Raw genomic sequence first — 22,317 nt, forward strand, 5'->3', positions numbered from 1 at the left:
GGCGTCGTGCCCGGCGCGCGCGACGCGGCATCGAACAGCCACGACGGCCAGCGCCCGTTGCCGAAGCGCAGCGTCCAGCGCTGCTGCGACGCGACGTCGACAACCGGAAATTCAGGCAGCGCGGGCCCCACGAGCTGGTCGGTCGCGCCGATCGCACGCAGGTAGCGCTGCGTCGCGGGCTGTCCCGCGAACACCGTGTGCAGCCCGCTGTCGAGCGTCGTGTTCAGCGTCCCGTCGAACCATGAGCGGCAGCGGCCGCCCGCATGCGCGTGCGCGTCGTGCAGCACGATGCGTCTCCCGCGGCGTTGCAGCTCGACCGCGGCCGACAGGCCGGCAACGCCGGCGCCGATCACATGGACGGTCCTGGGCATCGACTCGGTCGACTCAGAACAGCGCGTAGCGCGCGGCGATCATCAGCATGCGCGCTTTCGGCTTGCGCAGCGGCGCGCGCGGAAAGGCAAAGCCGCGTGCGATCGCGGCTTCGAGAATGCAGCGATACGCGCCCGACATGATGCGCGGCGCCTTCACCTGCGCACGCGCGCAGGTATCCATCACCGCGTCGGCCTGGCGGAAGTGCTCGAGCGCGCGCTCGACGAGCGTCGCGCACACGCGCGGCAGCGCCGGATCGCGCACGATCGTCGCCGGGTCGGTGATCGCGATGCCTTCGCGCGCGAGCAGTTCGCGCGGCAGGTAGCAACGGTTGATCGCCGCATCGTCGTCGATGTCGCGCAGGATGTTCGTCAGTTGCAGCGCGCGGCCGAGGTGATGCGACAGCTTGATCCCTTCGGCTTCAGGCATCCCGAAAATCCTCACCGACAGCCGGCCAGCCGCGCTCGCCACGCGATCGCAGAAGAGGTCGAGCGTCGGTTCGTCGGGCGCGCAGATGTCTTCGACCGCATCCATCGCCATCCCGTCGATCATCGCGTGGAAGTCGTCGCGCTGCAGGTTGAATGCGCGGATCTCGCGGTCGAGCGCAGCCAGGTGGCGCGGCGGGCGGCCGGCGAAGCACGCGTCGATGTCCGCGCGCCAGCGATCGAGGCCCGCGTTGCGCTCGGCGCGCGGCAGGTCGCTGTCGGCGATGTCGTCGACCGCGCGGCAAAACGCGTAGACCTGGAACATCGCATCGCGCTGGACGGCCGGCAGGATGCGCATCGCAAGATAGAAGGAACTGCCCGATGTGACGGCAGCGGCGTCGGTTTCTTGTTCGTCCACGACGGAATTGGAAACGGCCAAGACGAGCTCCACGGAGACACCCACGCGGGGCGATTGAAGAAGCCATGCCCGGCTGGGATGGTCAGGGTGTCAAATGCGTGCGAGATATGCGAACGATCGACGCAGACAGGCACAAATTACCGGCCGGAAGCCGGAATTGGGCGAAAGTATAGCAATCTTTGAAGTTCGATGGCGGACATGCGCCGCGTGCGGCGGCATGCCGGAAGCGTTGGCCGGCAAGCGCGGCCGGCCCGGGCGGAACCCGGCGCCGGCCGCTCGTCAGCCGTAAACGATGTCGCGCTGAAGGTCGAGCGCAATGAGCCCCATTTCGCGGGTGAGCTGCAGCATCGAGCGGCATTCGAGGCGCGAGCCCATGAAGCTCGTCACGCGGCCGTCGGGCTCCGCGGTGAACTGGAAGACCGCGCCGCCCGTGCCGAACCACGCACCCGGCACATCGAGCGATTCCTGCCAGTCGATCTGCGCGAACACGCGCGCGATGCCCGCGCGCACCAGGTCGCCCGGGCCGATCGGCGGCGCGATGTCGCCCAGGTCGTCGAGCGAATAGGGGCCGGGTTTGTCCGGCTTCCGATAGAAGAGATAGTCGACGTTCATGGGTGCAATCGCTGGCAAAGCAACAAATTAGCGTGCTTCGGGATAAATTCAAATCGGATACGGACGAAATGTGGCCTGCACGAGACAAGAGGGACAGATCGAATCCGGCCCGTCTGAGCGCACGCGGGTTCGTCTAAGATGACACCTTTCTCAAAATCTGAAGACCCGGACACCATGGAGACGAACGCAAGCGCCACCCCGCAGTCCGATCATCCCGTTTTCGTGCTCGTGCACGGCGCCTGGCACGGCGCGTGGAGCTACGCGCACGTCGCCGCGGCACTGGCCGCGCGCGGCCACCTGTCGATCGCGCGTGACCTGCCCGCGCATGGCATCAATGCCCGCTTTCCTGCTTCGTACTTCGCCCGCCCGCTCGACCAGGACGCGTTCGGCGCCGAGCCGTCGCCGGTCGCGAACACGACGCTCGACGATTACGCCACGCAGGTGATGCAGGCAGTCGACGACGCGTACGCGCTCGGCCACGGCAAGGTCGTGCTCGTCGGGCACAGCATGGGCGGCCTCGCGATCACGGCGGCCGCCGAACGCGCGCCGGAAAAGATCGCGAAGATCGTCTATCTCGCGGCCTTCATGCCCGCGTCGGGCGTACCGGGCCTCGACTACGTGCGCGCACCTGAAAACAAGGGTGAAATGCTCGGCCCGCTGATGCTGGCGAGCCCGCGCGTCGCCGGTGCGCTGCGCATCGATCCGCGCAGCGGCGACGCCGCGTATCGCGACCTCGCGAAGCGCGCACTGTACGACGACGTGCCGCAGGCCGACTTCGAGGCCGTCGCGAACCTGATGACCTGCGACGTGCCGGCCGCGCCGTTCGCGACCGCAATCCCGACGACGGCCGCACGCTGGGGCGCGATCGACCGCCACTACATCAAGTGCCTGCAGGATCGCGTGATCCTGCCCGCGCTGCAGCAGCGCTTCATCGACGAAGCCGACGCATTCGCACCCGGCAACCCGACCCACGTGCACCAGCTCGACAGCAGCCATTCGCCGTTCATGTCGCAGCCGGCCGTACTCGCCGGCGTGCTGGCCGACATCGCGAAAAGCTGAGCGCCGCACACGCCGATGACCTCCGCTCCGCGCACAGCGGGGCGGAGACGCTGACTATGCGTACGCGACCGACCGATCGCGCCCGAGCCGCTTCGCGCGGTAGAGCGCGGCATCGGCCTCGTTGACGAGTACGTCGCAGGTCGGCGCGCCCGTCTTCGCACACGCGCCGCCGACGCTCGCCGTCACCGGTACGCTGACGCCCTCGGCATCGACCGGCACGCTGCCGATCGCATCGCGCACCTTGTCGGCCACCAGCATCGCCTCGTCGAGATTCGTGCACGGCAGCAGCAGCGCGAATTCCTCGCCGCCGAAGCGGCCGAACGTATCCTGCGCGCGCACGATCGATGCGACGCGACGCGCAGTCTCGCGCAGCACGGCATCGCCGGCCGCATGCCCGAAACGGTCGTTGATCGTCTTGAAGTGATCGAGGTCGAACAGCAGCACCGACATGTCGCCGCCGTAGCGCTGCCAGCGCGAGAATTCGTCGCCGAGCCGCGCCTCGAAGAAGCGCCGGTTCGCGATGCCGGTCAGGCCGTCGCGATTCGCGTGCTCACGCAGCTTCGCAACCGCTTCCTCGCGCTCGCGCTGCATCACGCTCACATGCGTGACGTCCGAGATCGTCACGCACACGGCCTCGACGTCGCGGCCGCGCGTGAGCGGCATGAACGTGCAGTCCTGCTGCATGTAGTCGACGCCGCCCGTGATCGGCCGGTCGTGCTCGAAGCGAAACAGGTAGGGCCGCTGCTCCCACGAACTGAACGCGAAGCTGCCGAGCTGGAACACGCTCTCGAGCTTGCGCGACAGCCACGCGCGCGGCAGGTCGGGAAAGCAGTCGAACAGGTTGCGGCCGATCACGTCGGCGGCCGGGATGCCGCTGTGGTCCTGCATGAAGCGATTCCACATCAGCACGGTCATCGCGCGGTCGAGCACGAACAGGCCGAAGCCCACCCGCTCGATCACGAGGTCGCTCAGCGACGAGGTGGCGGCCGTCATAGCGCGGACAGCAACGCGTCGAGCGCGTCGCCCATCAGCCGGATCGAATCCTCGGCCATCAACATCACGAAGTGGGCCCGGAACGCGTGGTCCTCGAGCCCGAAGTTCACTTCCAGCAACAATGCAACGCTCCATGCCAGCTCGGTCGGCTGGAATACGTCGTCGAACGACACGTTCGCGCCGAGCAGCCCCGGCGGAAAGAACACGGGCTTGCGACCGAGCTCGTCGAGGATCGACGCGACGCACGCACCCATCAGCACGTTCGCGACGTCGAACACGACTTCGTCGGGTGTCGCCATCCCGCCATACACGCCGTCGCCGAACGTACGATCGACGACCGACATGAGCCGCGCGATGCTCGCGGTGCGGCACAGCACGATCGCTTCGCCCTTGATGTCGGAACGAAAGCCCTGGCGCACGGCGGTCACGTTGTCGTGAATGCCCGTCATCTCACGCAGCGCATCGCCCGCGTCGGTCGCTTTCACGACCCGCACGCGCGGCACCGACAGCTCGATGAAATGCCCGAGCAACAACGCGAGCCGCGCGGCGGCGCGGCCCATTGCGAGGTTGGCGATCTCCTGCAACGCGTCGCGTTGCTCCGCCGTGAACACCGAGTCAGGCATACAACCCATACTCCTTGAGAATGGGCAGCAATGCCTCCGACGTCACGGGTTTGGCTACGAATGCGATCGCGCCCAATTCGCGCACGCGTGCTTGCGCCTGCGGCTGGATATCGGCGGATACCACGATCACGAACGTGTTCAGATCTTCGTGGCGCAGTGTCTCCAGGACCTGATACCCGCTCATGTCGGGCATCGTCAGGTCCAGAAACATTACGGAAGCTTTGCCGTCACGATAGAGCGCCAAGGCCTCTCGACCATTCGCGGCATACGTGACTTCGACGTCCCAGCCTCCCGGCAGCGCCTTTGTCAGAAGTTTGCGAGCGAGCAGCGAATCGTCGGCAATTACAATCGGCAAAGGCATGGAGCGAAGCGGTATACGGAATGGTCTCTCTCGCGTTAACGACCGCGCGGCGCACTTCTTTAGGCGCCATGCGTTCGGGTGCGGGCAACCGTCTTGCGGCCGCGCGCGGGCGCCGCGACGCGGGTGCGCGCGACGCACCGCGCGGCGAACGCCGGCGGGCGCATATATCTGTCATAGGGAAAGCAAGGCGCGATTCTCGGAGTAAACCGGAGGCGATGCAACTCGCCATTTTCACCATTTCGAACAGAATTGATCCGAACACGCGCCATTCTGAAAACAGCCCCGACCATTTTCGAGATAAGCACGCAAAATTTTTCCTTGTGTACGTTTGCGCTGCCGGATTCGTCGCGTTTTCAATCTGACAATTTCCCCCTGTCGAAATCGACAGGATTGCAGGCCTCCGGGGCCGTGCGGCGGCCCGTCGCAACTCGTTTATGATGGCAGGCACCTCCGCCTCACCCGCTTCTTCGATGACGTCCGACCGGCCCGCCGATTCCCACGCTCCCGCCTCCCCACCCGCCGACGACTGGCAGGACGACGGCAACTATGCGTCCGGTGCGCCCGAGCACGATTTCGCGGTGCGTCGCGTGACGCTGATCGTGCTGCTCGTCGCAGCGATCGTGCTGCCGTGCATCTACGTCGTGGTGATGGCGTACAACGACCTGAAGACGCGCGAGGCCGCTGCGAGCGACGTGACGATGCGCACGGTGCGGGTGGCCGAGGAGCACGCGCTCAAGGTGTTCGACCTGAGCGAAACGCTCGATGCGCGCATCGTCGATCTCGTGCAGGACATGGACGACGCGACCGTGCGCAACCGGGAGTCCGACATCCACGAAGCGCTGAACACGATCGGCGGCGGCTATCCGCAGGTGGCCGCCGTGTCGATCTTCGGCGCGAGCGGGATGCTGCTCGCGAACAGCCTCTACTATCCGGCGCCCTATGCGTCGATCGCGAACCGCGACGACTTCGCCGGCATCCGCGACGGCAAGGTCATCGAACACATCTCGCGGCTGATGATGGGGCCGCTCAAGCTCGAGAACATCCCCGTGTTCAACACGGGCGTCGCGCGGCGCCATAGCGACGGTTCGTTCGCGGGGATGGTGTCGATCGCGCTGAAGTCGTCGTATTTCAACGCGTTCTACCGCGACCTGCTCGGCGGGGCGAGCACGCCGATGACGATGGCGCTCGCGCGCTCGGACGGCGCGGTGATCGCGTCGTATCCGCCGCCGCCGGCACTCGCGCACACCGATCGCGCCGTCACGTTCGGCGACGCGCGCAACGATCCGCGCGCCGGTGTCGTGCGCGTGCGCCACGACGGCGCGAGCAGCGAGATCGTCGCGTATCGCCAGGTCGGCAGCTATCCCGTCTACGTGACCTGCGCGTACCGCACGTCGGCGATCTGGCATGAATGGTACGAACACCTGAGCGTGCTGTTCATCTCGATGTTCGCGCCGTCGGTCGCGCTGTGGTCCGTGATCTGGCTGTCGCTCAAGCGGCTGAAGGCGGAAGAGGAGGCGTGGGACCGCTGGCAGGCCGAAGCGTCGATGCGGCGCTCGATCGAATCGGCATACCGGCAGTCGCGCAAGATGCAGGCGCTCGGCAACCTCGTCGGCAGCGTCGCGCACGACTTCAACAACCTGCTGATGATCATCTCGAGCAACGTGCAGATCGTGCGGCGGCGCGGGGTCCAGCATCTCGACAAGGAACTCGGCGCCATCGAACGCGCGCTGAAGAACGGGCAGTCGCTCACGCGCCAGCTCCTCGGCGTCGCGCGCAAGCAGCCGCTGCACAACGAGACGATCGACGTCGGGCAATGGGTCGGCACGTGCCGCGAACTGCTGAAGACATCGCTCGGTTCGAAATCGTCGCTGGTCGTCGCGATCGAGCCCGGTGTCTGGCCGATCCGCGTCGACGTCGCGGAGCTCGAACTCGCGGTGATCAACCTCGCGGTCAACGCGCGCGACGCGATGGCGACGGGCGGTCGCTTCACGGTCGGCGCGCGCAACGTGACGCTGCGTCGCGAGGATGGCTTTCCGCTGACCGGCGACTTCGTGCAGATCTCGCTCGACGACACGGGTTCGGGCATGGCGCCCGACGTGCTCGCGCGCGCGTTCGAGCCGCTGTTCACGACGAAGGCGCAGGGGATGGGGACGGGGCTCGGCCTGCCGCAGGTGTTCGCGTTCTGCGAACGCTCGGGCGGCCTCGCGACGATCGACAGCGCGGTCGGCGCCGGCACGTCGGTGCGCCTCTACCTGCCGCGCGCACGCGCCGAGGATGTCGTCGCGCGGCCGCAGGCGGTCGCGCATGACGCGGGGGCAGGCGCGCTCGCCGGCCTGCACGTGCTGCTCGTCGAGGACAACAGCGAAGTCGCGGCCGGAACCGAAGCGCTGCTGTCGCTGCTCGGGCACCGCGTAACCTACGCGCCCACCGCCGACGATGCGTTGCGCCTGATCGAAGGCGCGGCCGCGAACGACGCGTTCGACCTCGTGATTTCGGATATCCACATGCCGGGCCGCCTGAACGGCATCGACCTCGCCGAAGCCGTCGAGCAGCGGCCGGAGAAACTGCCCGTGATTCTCGTCACGGGTTATGCGGAGGAGCTCGACCGCACGCGCACCGTCAACGTCCGCGTGCTGTCGAAGCCGTTCGACATCGCGCTGCTCGACGAGATCCTGCTGGGCATCCGTGAAGCGCGCGATGCACGTCACGCGCGGCACGCCGGCACGTGACCCGCTGCGAGCGGGCCGGTGCCGACGCCGGCGCGTGATCGGTGACGCTCAGGCCGACTTCAGCAGGCGCACCCAGCCCGTGTAGCGATCGACGAAGCCCTGCAGGAACTTGCGGGTGTCTTCGCTGACGATCTGGCCCTGGTCGTCGATGCGCGCCGGATCGTGCTTGATGAACATCTCGGGCTGCCCGAGCGTCTTCACGTCGAGATACGCGAGCACGTTGCGCAGGTGCTGTTGCGCGAGCGCGGTGCCCGTCGCGCCCGGCGACGTGCCGAGCACGGCACCCGGCTTGCCCGACCACGAGTTGGAACCCCACGGGCGCGAGCCCCAGTCGAGCGCATTCTTCAGCACGCCCGGAATCGAGCGGTTGTACTCGGGCGTGAAGAACAGCAGCGCGTCGGCGGCCTCGATCGACTGCTTGAAGCGCTTCGCGACTTCCGGGAAATCCGCGTCGTAGTCCTGGCTGTACAGCGGCAGCTCGCCGATCTCGACGAACTCGAACGAGAAGTCGGCGGGGGCGAGCGAGATCACGGCGTGTGCGAGTGCGCGGTTCGACGAAGCGCGACGCAGGCTGCCGACGACCACAGCGATGCGATAGGACATGGCATTCTCCTTCCGGTGAGTGAGGAATCGGATCGATTGCTTCCGAACGAGCGACAAAGGTCTGTTTATAGGCAAGCCAGCCCGCGAACCGCCCCACGGGGCTGGCCGGCCGACTTTCCACAAGGTTTTCCACAGAAATTGTGGATAACTCGGCCGTTATGTTCTGACGTTACAGATTGCCTACCGCAGGTCGTTGCCGACACGCGACACAGGGTTCGGCAAGCATAGCGCAGCGCGTCGGCCGGTTTCGTGAATTCGTGACGGAACATGCATTGCAGGCCGGGACCGCGCCCAGTAAGCTGCTCGCACTGCGATGCGCCCGCCTTGTGGCACATGCGCGATCGCTTCGAGACACTGCAACCCAGACATGCCGTCCGCCTACGACGATCCCGTTTATCTCGCCCAACTGCGGCGCGACCTGCTGCGCTTCGCGCGGCTCCAGCTCCGTGATGCCGACGCGGCCGAGGACGCCGTGCAGGAAGCACTTGCCGCCGCGTGGTCGCATGCGGGCGATTTCGCCGGGCTGTCGGCGCACAAGACCTGGGTGTTCGGCATCCTGCGCAACAAGCTGATCGACGTACTGCGCGCGCGGCAGAGGACGGTGAGCCTGTCCGCGCTCGATGCCGAACTCGACGGCGAATCGGTGCTCGATCGCGAGTTGTTCAAGGAAAACGGGCACTGGGCCGCACATGCGAAGCCGCGACCCTGGCCACGCCCCGAAACGCTGTTGCAGCAGCAGCAGTTCTGGACGCTGTTCGAGGCCTGCCTCGATCACCTGCCGGAGCAGATCGGGCGCGTGTTCATGATGCGCGAATTTCTCGACTTCGAAATGACGGACATCTGCAGCGAATTGACGCTGACGACGAATCATTGCAGCGTGCTGCTGTACCGGGCGCGCACGCGCCTGCGAACCTGCCTGAGCGAACAAGGACTGACGACCGAAGATGCTGCCGGGGAAATGTACTAATGTGACGCGACTGCTGTCGGATGCGCTCGACCGGCATCTGACCCTGCATGAGCGCCTGCAGGTGCGTGTACACCTGCCGACCTGCAGTGGCTGCAGGGCCTATCGCGGGCAGATCGCGCTGCTGCGGACGGCTGCGAAAGCAGCGGCGGGGCGGGGGCCTGCCCCGGATGATGACGGTACGTCGTCCGGGGCAGGCTAGACCTGGATCGCGTGGCTGCGATCGTCCGGGCGCGGGTGACATGCTGCCCGGCGATTGAGTCTGCCGGCTTCGATTGCCAGCGCTTGCGCTGATACTTGCGTCGGGCTGACGCAATCAGAAAAATACGGCGGGCAAGAATTATTCGAACAATGCCTGCACCGATTCGGGCGGCCGGCCGATGGCGGCCTTGCCGCGATAAACGACGATGGGCCGCTGCAGCAGAATCGGATGAGCGGCAATCGCCGCATAGGCTTCCGCATCGGTCAGATCGGCGCGGGCAAGGTTGAGCTCCTTGTACGGCTCCTCTCCGTCGCGCAGCATGTCGCGAACCGGGCGACCAAGCTGCTGATGCAGCGCTTCCAGTTCCTCGACCGTCGGCGGCGTCTTCAGGTACTCGACGACATTCAACGGCGCACCGGTGGTATTCAGCGACTCGACCAACGCAAGCGTCTCGCGCGACTTCGAGCATCGGGGGTTGTGGTAGATCGTGATCATCATTCAGGCCTGGAGGGTAGAGCCCTGTATTGTAGCCAGTCTGCATTGGCTGGCTTGGTGGGGGTGGTCGGCGAGGGATCGGGAGATCGGGTGTGGATTCGCTGCTTCGTAGAGGCAGGCAGGTTGATGAGGCTGTGCGATGGATCGCGAGAGGGGAGTGCTGATCGGGATGCGCTTCAATGAATTGGTGGGTTTATGCGCATAAAGGCTAGCGGGGCGCTGTCGCGGGAGGATGAATAGAGATCGCGCACGCCTGATCAATGCGATGAGGGGCGAGTGGCGAAGGGTGTAGCCGGTAGCGTCGCAGGCCGGTTGGTTTATGCGCATAAAGCGGGCTATTGCCGGGTGCGGTACCTCGCGATTAGCAGCGCGGTGAGTGCAGACATTTCGGCGCGTCGGTGTGGTGCCTGCTTGGTGTGGTGCCTGCTTGGTGTGGTGCCTGCTTGGTGTGGTGCCTGCTTGGTGTGGTGCCTGCTTGGTGTGGTGCCTGCTTGGTGTGGTGCCTGCTTGGTGTGGTGGCTGCTTGGTGTGGTGCCTGCTTGGTGTGGTGCCTGCTTGGTGTGGTGCCTGCTTGGTGTGGTGCCTGCTTGGTGTGGTGCCTGCTTGGTGTGGTGCCTGCTTGGTGTGGTGCCTGCTTGGTGTGGTGCCTGCTTGGTGTGATTGATGCGTCGGAATGCTGCCTCGCCAGTAGATCGCCGCACACTGGGTTCGGCGCGCTCGGGAATCAATCCTTCGTCACTCGCCGTCTACCGCTCGCGGTTTATGCGCATAAACGTAGCCTCCGGATAGCGCGGTGTCTCGACGTAAGCGGGTTCAGTGGCACACCTGGAAGCTGCTTACCCTGCCAGGGTGACCCACTCACTACGCACGCTAGGAAACACCGGCCGTCCCATCAGGCGTTACGCAACGCGCAAGTCGCACGCTCGAGTGCCACGGTTCCCGTGGAGTTTATGCGCACAAACTCTCCGGCTCTCAGGCAAGACTGCCCCATCGAACAAAAGGGCAGTGCACGCGTCCCCGCGGCAACTCTCTAGCCACACCGACGACGCCACACGCGATGTCACCGGGTTGCTCATCAACGTCTCAGGCATCCACCACGCCATCCAATCACGCCACCAGCCACCGTCGCTTCGTTTATGCGCATAAACCGATAGCCCGAATGGCCAATGCGTAGTTGTCGAACGACAATTTCATTGAAATCCAAATATCGTCCTGTAGAATTCCAACGACCAAAATAGGAGTGAAAATTGGCCGCGGAAATCATTGCAGTCACTCAACAAAAAGGTGGCGTCGGCAAAAGCACGATTGCCATGCACCTCGGTGCCGCGTTCCATGAAAAAGGGAAGCGCGTCCTCGTCATCGACGCAGACCGTCAAAACACATTGGTTCACTGGTCGAGCGCATCCGGCGACAGCGAAAACGGCATTCCGTTTCCGGTCGTCAACCTGGCCGAAGCCGATGGCCAGATCCACCGCGAGATCAAGAAGTTCATCAACGACTACGACATCATCGTCGTGGACTGCCCGCCGTCGATCACCGAGAAGGTATCGGGCGTGGTCCTGTTGGCCGCATCGATTGCCGTGATCCCGACGTCGTCGTCGCCGGCCGATTACTGGTCGAGCGTCGGGCTGGTCAAACTGATCCAGCAGGCGCAGGTCATGAACGAAGACCTCCGCGCCGTCTTCCTGCTGAACAAGACCGAAGAGAAGCGCATGCTGACCCGCGAGCTCAAGCGCGCGCTCGAGGAACTCGGCTTCCCGTTGCTGAAAACGCAGATCCCGACGCGGGAGGCGTACAAGCAGGCGATGGCGCTCGGTCAGACCGTGCTGCAGATGAACGATCGTGGCGGCAAGCTGGCTGCCGCAGAAATTCGCGCATGCGCCGACGAAATCGTCGCCATGCTGCCCTGACTTTATGCGCACAAAGGAGTCACATGAAACCCTCCCAATTTGCCAAAGGATTCCAAGCGCGCCCGGATATCACGACGAGCGAGAAGCGCACGGCGCTCGATCGACTCAATGCGATCGACGGCATCGTCAAGTCCGAGACGCCCACCCCGGCGCCGACCAAATCCGCGAAGAAGGACATCGCACCGCCGCCCGCTCCCGAGCTCACGCTCGATCCGTCGATCGATGAATCGGCGCAATATCGCGCGTGGCGTCTCGAGAACCGCTATGCGCCGGGGCAGGTAATCGAGCTGTCGCTGAAGGCGATCAAGCATAGCCCGTTCAATCCGCGGCACTTCTATCTGAAATCGTCGATTGCCGAACTCGCGGTCAACCTCGCGAAGCAAGGGCAGCAGCAGGCGATCCACGTGATTCCGGACTACGAGAACCCGGGCACGTATTTCGTCAGCGACGGCGGCCGCCGCGTGCGCGCACTGAAGGAAGCGAACAAGGAATCGGTCAAGGCGATCGTGATCGACGTGCCGATCGGTATCCAGAGCTACAAGCTCGGCTACGACCTCAACGTCCAGCGCGATTCGCAGACGGTGTTCGACAACGCCGTCGTGTGGCGCCGCTTCCTCGACGACAAGCATTTCCAGAGTCAGAAGGAGCTCTCCGAGCACCTCGGCCTCGACGAATCGACGGTGGCCGTCGCGCTGTCGATCGGCAAGCTGCCGGAAGCGATCATGCAGGAAATGGTCGCGCGCACTGATCGCTTCGGTTCGAACATGGCGTATCAGGTCGGCCGCTATCACAATGCACGCGGCACCGAAGCCACGCTGCGACTGATCAACAAGATCGTGTCGGACGACCTCAGCACGCGCCAGGTGTCGGACATCGTCAAGGGCCGCGTCGCGGCGCAGGAAACGCCGAAGGCCGCAGGCCGTCAGCGCTATGCGCAGCGACTCGAGATCAAGCTCGGCGGCAAGTCGGTCGGCGACCTGAAGTCGTATGGCGAAGATCGCATCGAATTGCGCCTGCGCGGCCTCCCGAAGGACAAGCGCGACGCGATCCTCGAGCAGCTCGAGCGGATGCTGTTGTCGGAGTGATGGAAACGGCCGGCAGGGCCTGGTGAGGACGCCGGGCCCGCCAACCGAGGGCGGGGCCGGCGGCGGCCCGTCAGCGGGCCTGAGCGGGCCTCAAGCGGCCCGCGACTGGTTCAGCGTGAACGACAGCAGGTCGCCGTCCGTCGGCTCGCCCCAGGTCCTCTGGGCCAGCCAGTCGAAAAAGGCCGTCTCGGCCAGCTTGGAATCGAGGCCGCGCTTGCGCCAGTCATCGCGCAGGTGCGTACCCATCGTCGGCAGTGCCTCCGATTCGAACGACTCGCGCGCCACTTCGCGCTCCGCGTCGCCCTGCTCTTCGTACAGCACCTTTGCTTCCTTGCGGCGGAACGCTGCGAACTCGCTCAGCAGGCGTGCCTTCAGATCGTCCGGCTGGGCCGCTGCAATCTTCGGGGACGGCGTGCCGGCAGGCAGCGCGTCGACCGACTCGACCGGCGGCGCATAACCCTTCTTCAACGCATCCTTGAACAACGCCGGCGCGCTGCGCACCGGCGGCAGCGTCGTGCTGCGCATCCGCTGCTCGGTCATCTGCAGTGCGGCACGAATGCGGTTCTCCTCGCTGTCCGCGTAGAGCGTCTGCGCTTCCTTCAGCGGGATCCCGAGCTTCACCATCCGGTCGACCAGCGTGCTGTCGAACACGTTCGGGTGTTCGTCGAGCGCGAGCATCGGCTGCTTGCGTTCGGTCACGCGGAACTGGATCTCCGCGACCCGGCGCCCTTCACGGTGCTCGATCAGCTCGACGAAGATGTTGGTGACCGCGTTGACTTCCGCGATCGCGGGACGCAGATAGTCGCGCTTGAAGTACTTGTACTCGCGCTTTGCCTCGTCGCCGGCTTCCGTATCGGGCGTGCCCGACAGGATCGGCCGCCACCACTCCCACGGCTCGCGCATCGTCAGGTGGCTCGGGTTCGTCAGGTAACGCACGCAGATTTCGTACAGCGCGAGACCGGCGCTGCTGCGCAGCTGGCTCTGGAACTGCAGGCTCAGGCGCGCATACTGGACCGGGTCGAGCAGCTTCTTCTTGATCTTCGGCGCGAACGAGAATTCGACCCACACGCGGCGGGTCGCCGGATCCTCGAGAATTTCCGCGTCGGCGATCAGCGTCGAGATCCCCCACTTGCGGCCCGGCTTCTGGCTCGACGTCCCCGTGCTCCATTCGACCTGCACCGACACCATGCGGCGCAGGTGTTCCTTCACCAGTGCGGTGTCGTTCGAATCGAAGGCGGAGTTGGCAACGATGTCCGACAACAGCGCGCGATACGTATCGCCCGAATCGTCGGCCTGCTGCGCCACGGCCAGCAGGACATTGAACAGCTTGCGAGTGAGGAGCGTGATCTTGCCGCTCTTCGGCTGAATTGCGATCGCCTCGACGGCCTTACGCAATTCGGCTGAACTGGCACTCACCACATCCACATCGGTTTTCTTGGCGCGCTTCGTCGTGGCCATACGTCGGGTCGGAGGAGAAGTTTTCCGGAAGGATAGCGCCTGCGGTGAAGTGCGTCCAGAACGACATGCTCACCATAGCGGGTGAAGCGCGCGTGCAAAACGGCACTCACCCCAGACGCTCCCGAAAACCCTCACCGCTCCAGATTTGCAGCGTTCCGGATTCGTCCAGACGTGCTGCGGGATGCGCCGATTCACAGAATTTCACCTGTGCACGACACGTGCGAAATGTGCTCCCGTATCGGCTCACCTTTCGATTTGTCGTAATTTTACGACTGCGCGGCTGTGCGTTCGGCACAGGGTTGCGATCCCACGTCGCCGCGCCTCCCGATCGCCCCGCATCGGCCTGTATGCATGTACAGGCGTGACTCACCGGGAGATCGGGATCGGGTCCGGTATCCCGAAAGACGCCCGCGAAACCGGTCCGCGCGACCCGATTGGGCCTGCTTTGTCGGCCCGGGCGCGCATTGTACAGTGCACAAACCGTATCGGGTCCCGAAAATACTCACCTCGAGCACAGTGTGTTCATTCGTCCGGATATCGACGAATGCCCGACACGCGCGGGATTCGCAACCCAAGCCTCCCGAAAACGCTCACCTTACCGAAAAATCGCTGTGCCTCCACCTGCACGGGAATAGCTCCCGAAAAATCTCACCGTAACTGTCTTGGTATCAAAAATCTCAATGCCTTCCGATACTTATGCACAGAAGGCATTTGGCTGTGCGTCGCGGACATACCCCGAAAAGCCTCACCTTTCGACGGAAATCCTTCATACGACAACCTCATGTCAGCCCCCGAAAAATCTCACCTGTACCAAAAAGTGGCACAGCAAAAACGAGATTTCTTCCAGTCCTGGCGGGCTTTTCGGCGAATTCGGCTGCTCACAGGTCCCGAAAAGACTCACCTGTGACCATTTTTCGGGCAAATTCCATTCCCGAAAAGCCTCACCTGTCGCAGGAATCACAGTCTGTGATCCGGGCCCCGAAAAATCTCACCTCAATGGGATCCAGGCAGGAAAACCCGGATTTCCCTCCCGAAAAACCTCACCTTTAGGGCTTCACAGGCCCCCACGGGTGCTTTTGCTGTGCAAAATGACGTTCGTTTCCCGGAAATCCTCACACCAAACTCCCCTGGAGTCCCGTGAAACCTCACCTTTCAGAAAAACTGCCTAAAAGATGGGCAGAAACGGGGCGCAAAGAAGGTCCTGCAAATTCTCACCTATGTCTGCACAGGCAGAAAACTGTGCAGTCAGGCACAGTGCGGGTTCTGTGGCTGTGAGGCCCCGAAAAGCCTCACCTTTAGGAAATCTCGTGTTTCACTGTGATCCCGAATCCGCTCACGACCTTTCCCGCAACGGCTCACGCAGCTCCCTGAACCCAATCACGTCAGCTCCCGCAGAAGATCACCTTGGCTCCCGTAAAACTTCACCTTGTCGGCCGGAAAGCCTTGCAGCATAAGGCTGTGCCGTGGCGTTAACGTTTTTAACTAAGGGTTCAAGGGTGTTTACTTCTAATACTCTCAAGACAAGGGCTGACGAGTTTTCCACAGACACCCCAACCCCTGAACACCCACAGGCAATCGGATCCGCTGTCATGTGAAACAAATGCCGAAATTCGGGGTCTGCAGGAAAATGCTTGTGAGACAAGGACTTGGCTGGCTTTCTTCGCTTTGTTTCACGGAATCCTGGACCACAGTGGTCCGGATTGGCTCACAGACCCGATTTCTGTGCAAATCGACGTAAATTCACAACGTCGAGCCGAAACATGTATCGTTGAATACGTATTTCGTTATGATTGCCACACTTCAATGTCTGTGAGCACAGCGATGACCCTGGACGAAATACGTCACACCATTCGGGACGAACTGGAATCGCTGCGCGCGAACGGTGCACGACGGCAGGAATTGTCGCTGCACGCGTGCAAGCGGTTGTTCTTTGATCTCGGCATCCGGCCGTCGGCTGCCAACGTTCGCGATCTCACCCAGACCGGCAGCGCCAGCGATATCCCGAAAGACATCGACCATTTCTGGGAGCGCATCCGTTCCGCCTCCAAGATCAGGCTCGACGGTGCGGCAATTCCGAAAGCTGTGGAGGAAAAGGCTGGGGCATTGCTCGGCGCACTCTATGAAGAAGCGTTGAAAGCCGCGCGGGACAGTCTGGATGGCGATCGCGAGCAGGTTCGCGCCGGCGTTGCCGACGCCGAACAGCGGCTGCGCGACGCAACTGTCCGCCAGGAGACTCTCGAAGGCGCGCTCGCACGTGGTGAAGCGAAAAATGAGCAGTTGCAGGCTCGCGTGACCGAACTCGAAGTCCAGCTCGCGTCGCAAACGACGCACGGTTCGGCAAGCGAGGCGACGTTGCTCACCACAGTCGCCCGACTGGAGAAGGAACTGGCCGCGGCCGCCGGCCGCGTCGAAGCCGAGCAGACGCACAATGCGACGCTGCGCGACCGCATCGATGCGCTACAGGCCGAACTGCAGCAGCGCACCGAGCACTACGCGCAGCAAATCAAGGACGCGGTGGCCGAAGCCGAACGCCGCGTCAAACCGATGCTGGTCGAGCTGGACTCGTTGCGCAGCATGGCGTCGACCTATCAGAGCGGTTTGCGCGACGTACAGCGCAAGGAATTCGATTTCCTGCAGCAACTGAGTTCGGCCAAGGCGCGTGCCGACCGGCTCGAAGAACAGTTGCGCAGCCAGGGCGACGAACTGGAACGTGCGACGCGCGATGTGAGTTCGTTGCGCGCGAGCCGCGGCATGAATCCGGAAGTCGCCGCGCTGATCCGCCGCCTGGCCGATGCGGGGCAACTGGATGCGGAGGCGTTTGCCGCGATCGGCACCTCGCTGGATCAGGAGATTCCGGTGCCGGCCCATTGTCCGCATTGCGACGGTGAGCCGGAACTGTCACATAGCGAAGAGGGTTTCGAAGTGGCCTGCCCCGAGTGCGAGCACGCGTCGGGCGCATGGCCGTCCCGATTCGAAGCCGTCGCGCGCTTTGCGCACACGTGACGCCAGGATCGGCTGTACAGCACAGGTGAGACGATCCGGGGAGCTTGAGGTGAGGTTTTTCGGGAGCTGTGAAACGGTGAGGCTGCGCCGCACAAGGCTGCTCACGGATCGCTTCGCGTGAGCAGCCAATGAGTGATCAGTGAGTTTCGTCGCCGTCGGACGCGTCACCGTTGCTGTCGGCCAAACCGTCACGCCAGTTCTTCCATGCGCGATGCAGGCGGTTCGACGAGATCGGCCGCATGAAGCCCAGCCATCTGCCGACCCGTTCGGGCGGCACGTCGTGTTCGAACAGTTCAGCCGCATAGGTATTGCGCAGCGTTTGCGGACTCGCGCGCGCGGTGCGCGACGACGTGAGCCCGGCGGATTCGACGATCGCGTCGATCGCGCGCAGCATCGTCGCCTTGTGCATCGGCCTCCCTGCATGGGATGCCGGGAACACGAGTTCCCCCGGAATGTCCTGGCGCTTGCGCTCGGTGAGCCAGGCTTCCAGCAGGGCGATCGCAAACGAGGCGAGGTGGGTTTCGCGGGCGAAATCCGGATGCGTCGACTCGATCTGCAGCGACGTTCCACTCGTATTGATGCAACTAATCGTGAGTGCGCGAGCTTCGCCGGTTTTGATGCCGGCACCGAGAAACGCGGCGACGAGCGCGCGGTCGCGCCGCTCTTTCCAGTACGCTGAACCGGATACGCCGATCGGCGAAAACAGGTACGCGAGCAATGTCGCGCGCTCGGCCGGCGTGAGGAAACCGGTCGGTTCGTTGTCGCGCGCCTTGCGCCAGTTCGCTTCGCCATCCTGAGCAATGAACCGGGCCGGGTTGGTCGATGCATATTCGGTGCGACGGATGTGGTCGAGCACGCGCTCGATCAGCCGCAAATAACGCATTCGCTGCGTTTTCCGGATCGGCAGCTCGCCGACGAAATTCGCGATGGTTGCGGTATCGACCGTTGCCAGATTCTTCTGGTGTGCGCGCATCCATGTGAGAAACGCGCCCCATTGCGCACGGTAGACGTCTGCCGACGAGCGGCGATAGTCCTGCATGGCGAGCCATGCATCGAATGCCGCTTCGGGCGAGAGGATCCAGTCGGATGCGCCACGGTCGAACAGATCTGTTTCTTCCGGGTGTGCCGGGGTATCGGGGGAGGCGGGAAGAGACATGTGATTTATTCCGTTAGTTGCGTATATGGTAGCCCTTTCCGCAACGTCTCGGGCTGCAAGAGGTTTGATGAGGTCGCCACGCGCGGCGGCCCATGGCGGGCAATCAGTCGCCCCATGCCTTGGCCGGACGGTGAGCACGCTCGTGGGGTGCCGCGTCGTGCGACGACGTTGCCGCCGCTTCGTACGCGAGAACCGCGAACGAAAAAACAGCGGGCAGCGCATTCGAGCGCCCGAAGTCGATCGGATCGTCCGTTTCAGGAAACGTCATGTCCAACTGCCGTTCGAACAATTGACGCATGCCAGCCTCGTGCCGGCTGGCAAAGCCGAGATCGGCGAGTGCCTCGGCCTCGATGGCGTGCAGCAGGCGCCACGTCAGCGGGACGCGCTGGTGGATGTAACGCCCGGCGATATGCCGGACGATCAGCTCGAGGTCGTGCGCGGCAGCCTTGAAGCTGAGAGCGGCCAAATCTTGTTCTTCTGTCATTGCAGGCTCCTGTCGACCGGGCGGGCGCCTCGGTGCGCCGGCTCCGGCCCATGCATGGCGGAATGTCCGTATACTGTACAAACATACAGTGTTTTCCGCAACTGGCCTGCAATTGGCCCTTTGGCCAGCTATTCGCGCCGTCAGCGATGTATCACGATGAGCAGTGCCCGCGCCTCGGCCTTGCCGGGATTGCGGATTGCGTGCGGCTCGTCGGCCGGATAGCGCGCGGTGTCGCCCACCTTCAGGCGCCGGCTGGCTGCCGCGGCTTCGATTTCCATCGCGCCCTGCAGCACGGTGAGGTGCTCCCGCGTGCCGGGTTCGTGGGCGTTCGATATCAGTGCGCCGCCGCCCGGCAGCGTCAGCTCGTACCACTCGAACTTGCCGGCGAGGTCGATCGGGCCCCACACGCGCAACTGGTAACGGCCGTCATGGCCGGCGAGCGTCGGGATGTCATGCGGGCCGTCCACACGGATGGTCTCGGCTGCCTTCGGCTGCGAGAACAGCTCGTCGAGCGTGATGCCGAGCGCGTTCGTCAGCCGCCACGCAACGGCGATCGTCGGGTTGGCCTTGTCGCGTTCGATCTCGGAGAGCATCGATTTCGATACGCCGGCCGCGCGCGACAGGTCGTCGAGCGTCAGCTTGCGTTCGTTGCGCAGCCGCTGGATCTGCTCGCCGACACGCGGCGGCGTTGCGGCCGGCGGTTGCGGTGCGGCGCTGGCGGGCGTGCGCCGCGAACCGGAGGAACTTGCCATTTGGATTCCGTTCGCTTAGAGTTGTTCGATATTTCGAATTCTAGTTCGGAATATCGGATAAATGCGGTCAACCGAACGACCGACTATAACAGTAGCAGGCCGTTGCGCCGCCGCCACGAGTGGCGCGTTGCGGAATGCGAAACCCTGTCAGGAGCTTTGCGATGCGTGATGCCTTTCTCGCCCAGGTGCGCGGGACGCTGGACCAGATCCGCGCGGACGGTTTTTACAAGACCGAGCGCGAGATCGCGAGTCCCCAGGCGGCGGACGTGCGGCTCGCCGGTGGTGCCGGCGTGCTCAATTTCTGCGCGAACAACTATCTGGGTCTGGCGAACGATTCGCGCCTGATCGACGCGGCGAAGGCCGGCCTCGACCAGGACGGCTTCGGCATGGCATCGGTGCGCTTCATCTGCGGCACGCAAACCGTGCACAAGCAACTGGAAAGCGCGCTGGCCGCGTTTCTCGGCACGGAGGACAGCATCCTCTATTCGAGCTGCTTCGACGCGAACGGCGGGCTGTTCGAGACGCTGCTCGACGAGAACGACGCGGTGATCAGCGACGAACTGAACCACGCGAGCATCATCGACGGCGTTCGCCTCTGCAAGGCGAAGCGCTTCCGCTACAAGAACAACGACCTGTCCGACCTCGAGGCGAAGCTCAAGGAAGCCGACGCAGCGGGCGCGCGCCACAAGCTGATCGCGACCGACGGCGTATTCTCGATGGACGGCATCATCGCCGACCTCAAAGGCATCTGCGATCTCGCCGATCGTTACGGCGCGATCGTGATGGTCGACGATTCGCACGCGGTCGGCTTCATCGGCACGCACGGTCGCGGCACGCCCGAGCACTGCGGCGTCGAAGGCCGCGTGGACATCATCACGGGCACGCTCGGCAAGGCGCTCGGCGGCGCATCGGGCGGCTATGTCGCCGCGCGTCGCGAGGTCATCGAACTGCTGCGCCAACGCTCGCGCCCGTATCTGTTCTCGAACACGCTCACGCCGAGCATCGCCGCGGCATCGTTGAAGGTGCTGGAACTGCTCGGCAGCGACGAAGGCGCAAAGCTGCGCGAGCGCGTGCGCGAAAACGGCGCGCGGTTCCGCAAGCAGATGACCGAAGCCGGCTTCACGCTCGTGCCGGGTGCGCATCCGATCATCCCGGTGATGCTCGGCGACGCGCAGCTCGCGACGAACATGGCCGACAAGCTGCTCGACGAAGGTGTCTACGTGATCGGCTTCTCGTTCCCCGTCGTGCCGCGCGGTCGCGCGCGCATCCGTACGCAGATGAGCGCCGCGCATACGCCCGAGCAGATCGACCAGACGGTCGCCGCGTTCGTGCGCGTCGGCAAGTCGCTCGGCATCATCTGACGGAGGCGCGATCATGAAAGCACTGGCAAAGCTCGAACGCGGCCCCGGCCTCACGCTCACGCGCGTGAAGCGTCCTGAAGTCGGCCACAACGACGTGCTGATCAAGATTCGCCGCACGGCGATCTGCGGCACCGACATCCATATCTGGAAGTGGGACGACTGGGCGCAGAAGACGATTCCCGTGCCGATGCACGTCGGTCACGAGTATGTCGGCGAGATCGTCGAGATGGGGCAGGAAGTGCGTGGCTTCGCGATCGGCGATCGCGTGTCCGGCGAAGGCCACATCACGTGCGGTTTTTGCCGCAACTGTCGCGCGGGGCGGCGGCATCTGTGCCGCAACACGGTCGGCGTCGGCGTGAACCGCGAAGGCGCGTTCGCCGAGTATCTGGCGATTCCTGCGTTCAACGCGTTCAAGATTCCGCCGGAGATCTCCGACGATCTCGCATCGATCTTCGATCCGTTCGGCAACGCGACGCACACGGCGCTGTCGTTCAATCTCGTCGGCGAAGACGTGCTGATCACCGGCGCGGGCCCGATCGGCATCATGGCCGTCGCGATCGCGAAACACGTCGGCGCGCGCAACGTCGTCATCACCGACATCAACGACTACCGGCTCGAACTCGCGCGCAAGATGGGCGCGACGCGCGCGGTCAACGTCGCGCGCGAGTCGCTGCGCGACGTGATGTCCGACCTGCACATGACCGAAGGCTTCGACGTCGGCCTCGAAATGTCGGGCGTGCCGAGCGCGTTCACGAGCATGCTCGAGGCGATGAACCACGGCGGCAAGGTCGCGCTGCTCGGCATTCCGCCCGCGCAGACGGCGATCGACTGGAACCAGGTGATCTTCAAGGGGCTCGAGATCAAGGGCATCTACGGCCGCGAGATGTTCGAGACCTGGTACAAGATGGTCGCGATGCTGCAGAGCGGCCTCGACCTGTCGCCGATCATCACGCATCGCTTTGCGGCCGACGATTACGAGAAGGGCTTCGCCGCGATGCTGTCTGGTGAAAGCGGCAAGGTGATTCTCGACTGGACGGCCTGAGTGCCGAAGGGGCGGCGCGGCATGTTTGCCGCCCGCCCCTTTTTGTTTTACGTCTGCGTTTTCAAGTCGAAGCACGCGAATCCGGGCTCAAGGTGAGATTATTCGGGAGCTGTGTTTGCGTCCCGAATCGCGACACGATCGCACATCGGTGACCTGCAAACGCACGGTCACTTCACCTGTCGGCGAATCGCCTCGCTTCGCGCCATCAAGCCG

22 protein-coding genes are annotated in these 22,317 nt (G+C 64.1%); 10 read left to right on the forward strand and 12 right to left on the reverse strand.

Annotated features, from left to right (window positions below; translation table 11 throughout):
* From G3N99_RS07110 to G3N99_RS07120, 3 genes are all read right to left on the reverse strand, one after another.
* Window positions 1–371 (reverse strand): FAD/NAD(P)-binding protein (locus G3N99_RS07110; RefSeq protein ID WP_206122024.1); only part of this gene is annotated, 371 nt, incomplete at its 3' end.
* Between the two features lie 13 nt (window positions 372–384).
* Window positions 385–1,233, reverse strand: coding sequence for a presqualene diphosphate synthase HpnD (hpnD, locus tag G3N99_RS07115; RefSeq protein ID WP_166891082.1), 849 nt, complete (start codon window positions 1,231–1,233; stop codon window positions 385–387).
* A 258-nt stretch (window positions 1,234–1,491) separates the two neighbouring features.
* Window positions 1,492–1,824 (reverse strand): hypothetical protein, encoded by a 333-nt coding sequence (locus tag G3N99_RS07120; RefSeq protein WP_206122025.1) that lies wholly within the window; start codon window positions 1,822–1,824, stop codon window positions 1,492–1,494.
* Window positions 1,825–1,998: 174 nt separating this feature from the next.
* On the opposite strand from G3N99_RS07120, the gene G3N99_RS07125 reads away from it, so the two are divergent.
* Window positions 1,999–2,883 carry an alpha/beta fold hydrolase gene (locus G3N99_RS07125; protein WP_174940473.1) on the forward strand — a complete coding sequence of 295 codons (885 nt, stop codon included), beginning with the start codon at window positions 1,999–2,001 and terminating at the stop codon, window positions 2,881–2,883.
* A 54-nt stretch (window positions 2,884–2,937) separates the two neighbouring features.
* Here the strand turns inward: G3N99_RS07125 and G3N99_RS07130 are convergent, their stop codons facing one another.
* From G3N99_RS07130 to G3N99_RS07140, 3 genes are read right to left on the reverse strand one after another with little or no spacing between them, the layout of a single operon-like run.
* The gene (locus G3N99_RS07130) at window positions 2,938–3,876 is read right to left on the reverse strand and encodes a diguanylate cyclase (protein ID WP_174940471.1); all 939 of its coding nucleotides are present in this window, start codon (window positions 3,874–3,876) and stop codon (window positions 2,938–2,940) included.
* Window positions 3,873–4,499 (reverse strand): chemotaxis protein CheC, encoded by a 627-nt coding sequence (locus tag G3N99_RS07135; protein WP_039344650.1) that lies wholly within the window; start codon window positions 4,497–4,499, stop codon window positions 3,873–3,875. Before G3N99_RS07135 ends, G3N99_RS07130 begins: the two co-directional genes overlap by 4 nt.
* Window positions 4,492–4,860 (reverse strand): response regulator, encoded by a 369-nt coding sequence (locus G3N99_RS07140; protein WP_011353628.1) that lies wholly within the window; start codon window positions 4,858–4,860, stop codon window positions 4,492–4,494. Before G3N99_RS07140 ends, G3N99_RS07135 begins: the two co-directional genes overlap by 8 nt.
* Window positions 4,861–4,880: 20 nt before the next feature.
* Here G3N99_RS07140 and G3N99_RS07145 point away from each other — a divergent pair, with 20 nt between their 5' ends.
* Together G3N99_RS07145 and G3N99_RS07150 are read left to right on the forward strand one after the other, a co-directional pair.
* Entirely contained in the window at window positions 4,881–5,222 is a 342-nt protein-coding gene (locus G3N99_RS07145) for a hypothetical protein (RefSeq protein ID WP_174947802.1), read from the forward strand.
* A gap of 108 nt (window positions 5,223–5,330) precedes the next feature.
* Window positions 5,331–7,589, forward strand: a complete 2,259-nt coding sequence (locus tag G3N99_RS07150) for a hybrid sensor histidine kinase/response regulator (protein WP_174940467.1) — start codon at window positions 5,331–5,333, stop codon at window positions 7,587–7,589.
* A 48-nt stretch (window positions 7,590–7,637) separates the two neighbouring features.
* On the opposite strand, the gene G3N99_RS07155 is transcribed toward G3N99_RS07150, so the two are convergent.
* Complete coding sequence (locus G3N99_RS07155) at window positions 7,638–8,192, reverse strand: NAD(P)H-dependent oxidoreductase (protein ID WP_039344642.1); 555 nt, start codon at window positions 8,190–8,192, stop codon at window positions 7,638–7,640.
* Window positions 8,193–8,559: 367 nt separating this feature from the next.
* Here G3N99_RS07155 and G3N99_RS07160 point away from each other — a divergent pair, with 367 nt between their 5' ends.
* Both G3N99_RS07160 and G3N99_RS07165 read left to right on the forward strand, forming a co-directional pair.
* Entirely contained in the window at window positions 8,560–9,159 is a 600-nt protein-coding gene (locus G3N99_RS07160) for an RNA polymerase factor sigma-70 (protein ID WP_069252807.1), read from the forward strand.
* Window positions 9,137–9,358 (forward strand): zf-HC2 domain-containing protein, encoded by a 222-nt coding sequence (locus tag G3N99_RS07165; RefSeq protein ID WP_206122026.1) that lies wholly within the window; start codon window positions 9,137–9,139, stop codon window positions 9,356–9,358. Before G3N99_RS07160 ends, G3N99_RS07165 begins: the two co-directional genes overlap by 23 nt.
* A 138-nt stretch (window positions 9,359–9,496) precedes the next feature.
* Here the strand turns inward: G3N99_RS07165 and arsC are convergent, their stop codons facing one another.
* Window positions 9,497–9,856 (reverse strand): arsenate reductase (glutaredoxin), encoded by a 360-nt coding sequence (arsC, locus tag G3N99_RS07170; RefSeq protein WP_206122027.1) that lies wholly within the window; start codon window positions 9,854–9,856, stop codon window positions 9,497–9,499.
* Window positions 9,857–11,100: 1,244 nt separating this feature from the next.
* On the opposite strand from arsC, the gene parA reads away from it, so the two are divergent.
* Window positions 11,101–11,763 (forward strand): ParA family partition ATPase, encoded by a 663-nt coding sequence (parA, locus tag G3N99_RS07175; RefSeq protein ID WP_059238301.1) that lies wholly within the window; start codon window positions 11,101–11,103, stop codon window positions 11,761–11,763.
* 23 nt (window positions 11,764–11,786) lie between these two features.
* Window positions 11,787–12,848: a ParB/RepB/Spo0J family partition protein gene (locus G3N99_RS07180; protein WP_174940462.1), complete on the forward strand. Its 1,062-nt coding sequence runs from the start codon at window positions 11,787–11,789 to the stop codon at window positions 12,846–12,848.
* Window positions 12,849–12,938: 90 nt separating this feature from the next.
* Here G3N99_RS07180 and G3N99_RS07185 read toward each other — a convergent pair whose 3' ends face one another.
* A complete protein-coding gene (locus G3N99_RS07185) occupies window positions 12,939–14,306 on the reverse strand; it encodes a replication initiation protein (protein ID WP_011353619.1) in 1,368 nt (455 codons plus the stop codon).
* A gap of 1,821 nt (window positions 14,307–16,127) precedes the next feature.
* On the opposite strand from G3N99_RS07185, the gene G3N99_RS07190 reads away from it, so the two are divergent.
* Window positions 16,128–17,309 carry a DNA-binding protein gene (locus G3N99_RS07190; protein ID WP_206122028.1) on the forward strand — a complete coding sequence of 394 codons (1,182 nt, stop codon included), beginning with the start codon at window positions 16,128–16,130 and terminating at the stop codon, window positions 17,307–17,309.
* A gap of 136 nt (window positions 17,310–17,445) precedes the next feature.
* Here the strand turns inward: G3N99_RS07190 and G3N99_RS07195 are convergent, their stop codons facing one another.
* The 3 genes from G3N99_RS07195 to G3N99_RS07205 all read right to left on the reverse strand — a co-directional run bounded on the left by G3N99_RS07195 (window position 17,446) and on the right by G3N99_RS07205 (window position 19,701).
* Window positions 17,446–18,465 carry a tyrosine-type recombinase/integrase gene (locus tag G3N99_RS07195; RefSeq protein WP_174942098.1) on the reverse strand — a complete coding sequence of 340 codons (1,020 nt, stop codon included), beginning with the start codon at window positions 18,463–18,465 and terminating at the stop codon, window positions 17,446–17,448.
* A gap of 103 nt (window positions 18,466–18,568) precedes the next feature.
* A complete protein-coding gene (locus tag G3N99_RS07200) occupies window positions 18,569–18,949 on the reverse strand; it encodes a DUF2471 family protein (protein WP_174940458.1) in 381 nt (126 codons plus the stop codon).
* Window positions 18,950–19,089: 140 nt separating this feature from the next.
* Complete coding sequence (locus G3N99_RS07205) at window positions 19,090–19,701, reverse strand: XRE family transcriptional regulator (protein ID WP_011356767.1); 612 nt, start codon at window positions 19,699–19,701, stop codon at window positions 19,090–19,092.
* Between the two features lie 161 nt (window positions 19,702–19,862).
* Between G3N99_RS07205 and G3N99_RS07210 the strand changes: the two genes are divergently transcribed.
* Both G3N99_RS07210 and tdh read left to right on the forward strand, forming a co-directional pair.
* Window positions 19,863–21,062, forward strand: a complete 1,200-nt coding sequence (locus G3N99_RS07210) for a glycine C-acetyltransferase (RefSeq protein WP_174942103.1) — start codon at window positions 19,863–19,865, stop codon at window positions 21,060–21,062.
* A 13-nt stretch (window positions 21,063–21,075) separates the two neighbouring features.
* On the forward strand, window positions 21,076–22,104 hold the full coding sequence (gene tdh, locus G3N99_RS07215) for an L-threonine 3-dehydrogenase (protein ID WP_011356765.1): 1,029 nt from the start codon (window positions 21,076–21,078) through the stop codon (window positions 22,102–22,104).
* Window positions 22,105–22,317 lie beyond the last annotated feature (213 nt).

It is taken from the genome of Burkholderia sp. Ac-20392, assembly GCF_017104585.1.
GTDB lineage: Bacteria > Pseudomonadota > Gammaproteobacteria > Burkholderiales > Burkholderiaceae > Burkholderia > Burkholderia lata.

Coding starts and splice junctions, on each gene's coding strand:
- G3N99_RS07120 (WP_206122025.1), bottom strand. CDS start 1,824: ATGAACGTCGACTATCTCTTCTATCGGAAGCCGGACAAACCCGGCCCC.
- G3N99_RS07125 (WP_174940473.1), top strand. CDS start 1,999: ATGGAGACGAACGCAAGCGCCACCCCGCAGTCCGATCATCCCGTTTTC.
- G3N99_RS07130 (WP_174940471.1), bottom strand. CDS start 3,876: ATGACGGCCGCCACCTCGTCGCTGAGCGACCTCGTGATCGAGCGGGTG.
- G3N99_RS07135 (WP_039344650.1), bottom strand. CDS start 4,499: ATGCCTGACTCGGTGTTCACGGCGGAGCAACGCGACGCGTTGCAGGAG.
- G3N99_RS07140 (WP_011353628.1), bottom strand. CDS start 4,860: ATGCCTTTGCCGATTGTAATTGCCGACGATTCGCTGCTCGCTCGCAAA.
- G3N99_RS07145 (WP_174947802.1), top strand. CDS start 4,881: ATGGTCTCTCTCGCGTTAACGACCGCGCGGCGCACTTCTTTAGGCGCC.
- G3N99_RS07150 (WP_174940467.1), top strand. CDS start 5,331: ATGACGTCCGACCGGCCCGCCGATTCCCACGCTCCCGCCTCCCCACCC.
- G3N99_RS07155 (WP_039344642.1), bottom strand. CDS start 8,192: ATGTCCTATCGCATCGCTGTGGTCGTCGGCAGCCTGCGTCGCGCTTCG.
- G3N99_RS07160 (WP_069252807.1), top strand. CDS start 8,560: ATGCCGTCCGCCTACGACGATCCCGTTTATCTCGCCCAACTGCGGCGC.
- G3N99_RS07165 (WP_206122026.1), top strand. CDS start 9,137: ATGCTGCCGGGGAAATGTACTAATGTGACGCGACTGCTGTCGGATGCG.
- arsC (WP_206122027.1), bottom strand. CDS start 9,856: ATGATGATCACGATCTACCACAACCCCCGATGCTCGAAGTCGCGCGAG.
- G3N99_RS07180 (WP_174940462.1), top strand. CDS start 11,787: ATGAAACCCTCCCAATTTGCCAAAGGATTCCAAGCGCGCCCGGATATC.
- G3N99_RS07185 (WP_011353619.1), bottom strand. CDS start 14,306: ATGGCCACGACGAAGCGCGCCAAGAAAACCGATGTGGATGTGGTGAGT.
- G3N99_RS07190 (WP_206122028.1), top strand. CDS start 16,128: ATGACCCTGGACGAAATACGTCACACCATTCGGGACGAACTGGAATCG.
- G3N99_RS07195 (WP_174942098.1), bottom strand. CDS start 18,465: ATGTCTCTTCCCGCCTCCCCCGATACCCCGGCACACCCGGAAGAAACA.
- G3N99_RS07200 (WP_174940458.1), bottom strand. CDS start 18,949: ATGACAGAAGAACAAGATTTGGCCGCTCTCAGCTTCAAGGCTGCCGCG.
- G3N99_RS07205 (WP_011356767.1), bottom strand. CDS start 19,701: ATGGCAAGTTCCTCCGGTTCGCGGCGCACGCCCGCCAGCGCCGCACCG.
- G3N99_RS07210 (WP_174942103.1), top strand. CDS start 19,863: ATGCGTGATGCCTTTCTCGCCCAGGTGCGCGGGACGCTGGACCAGATC.
- tdh (WP_011356765.1), top strand. CDS start 21,076: ATGAAAGCACTGGCAAAGCTCGAACGCGGCCCCGGCCTCACGCTCACG.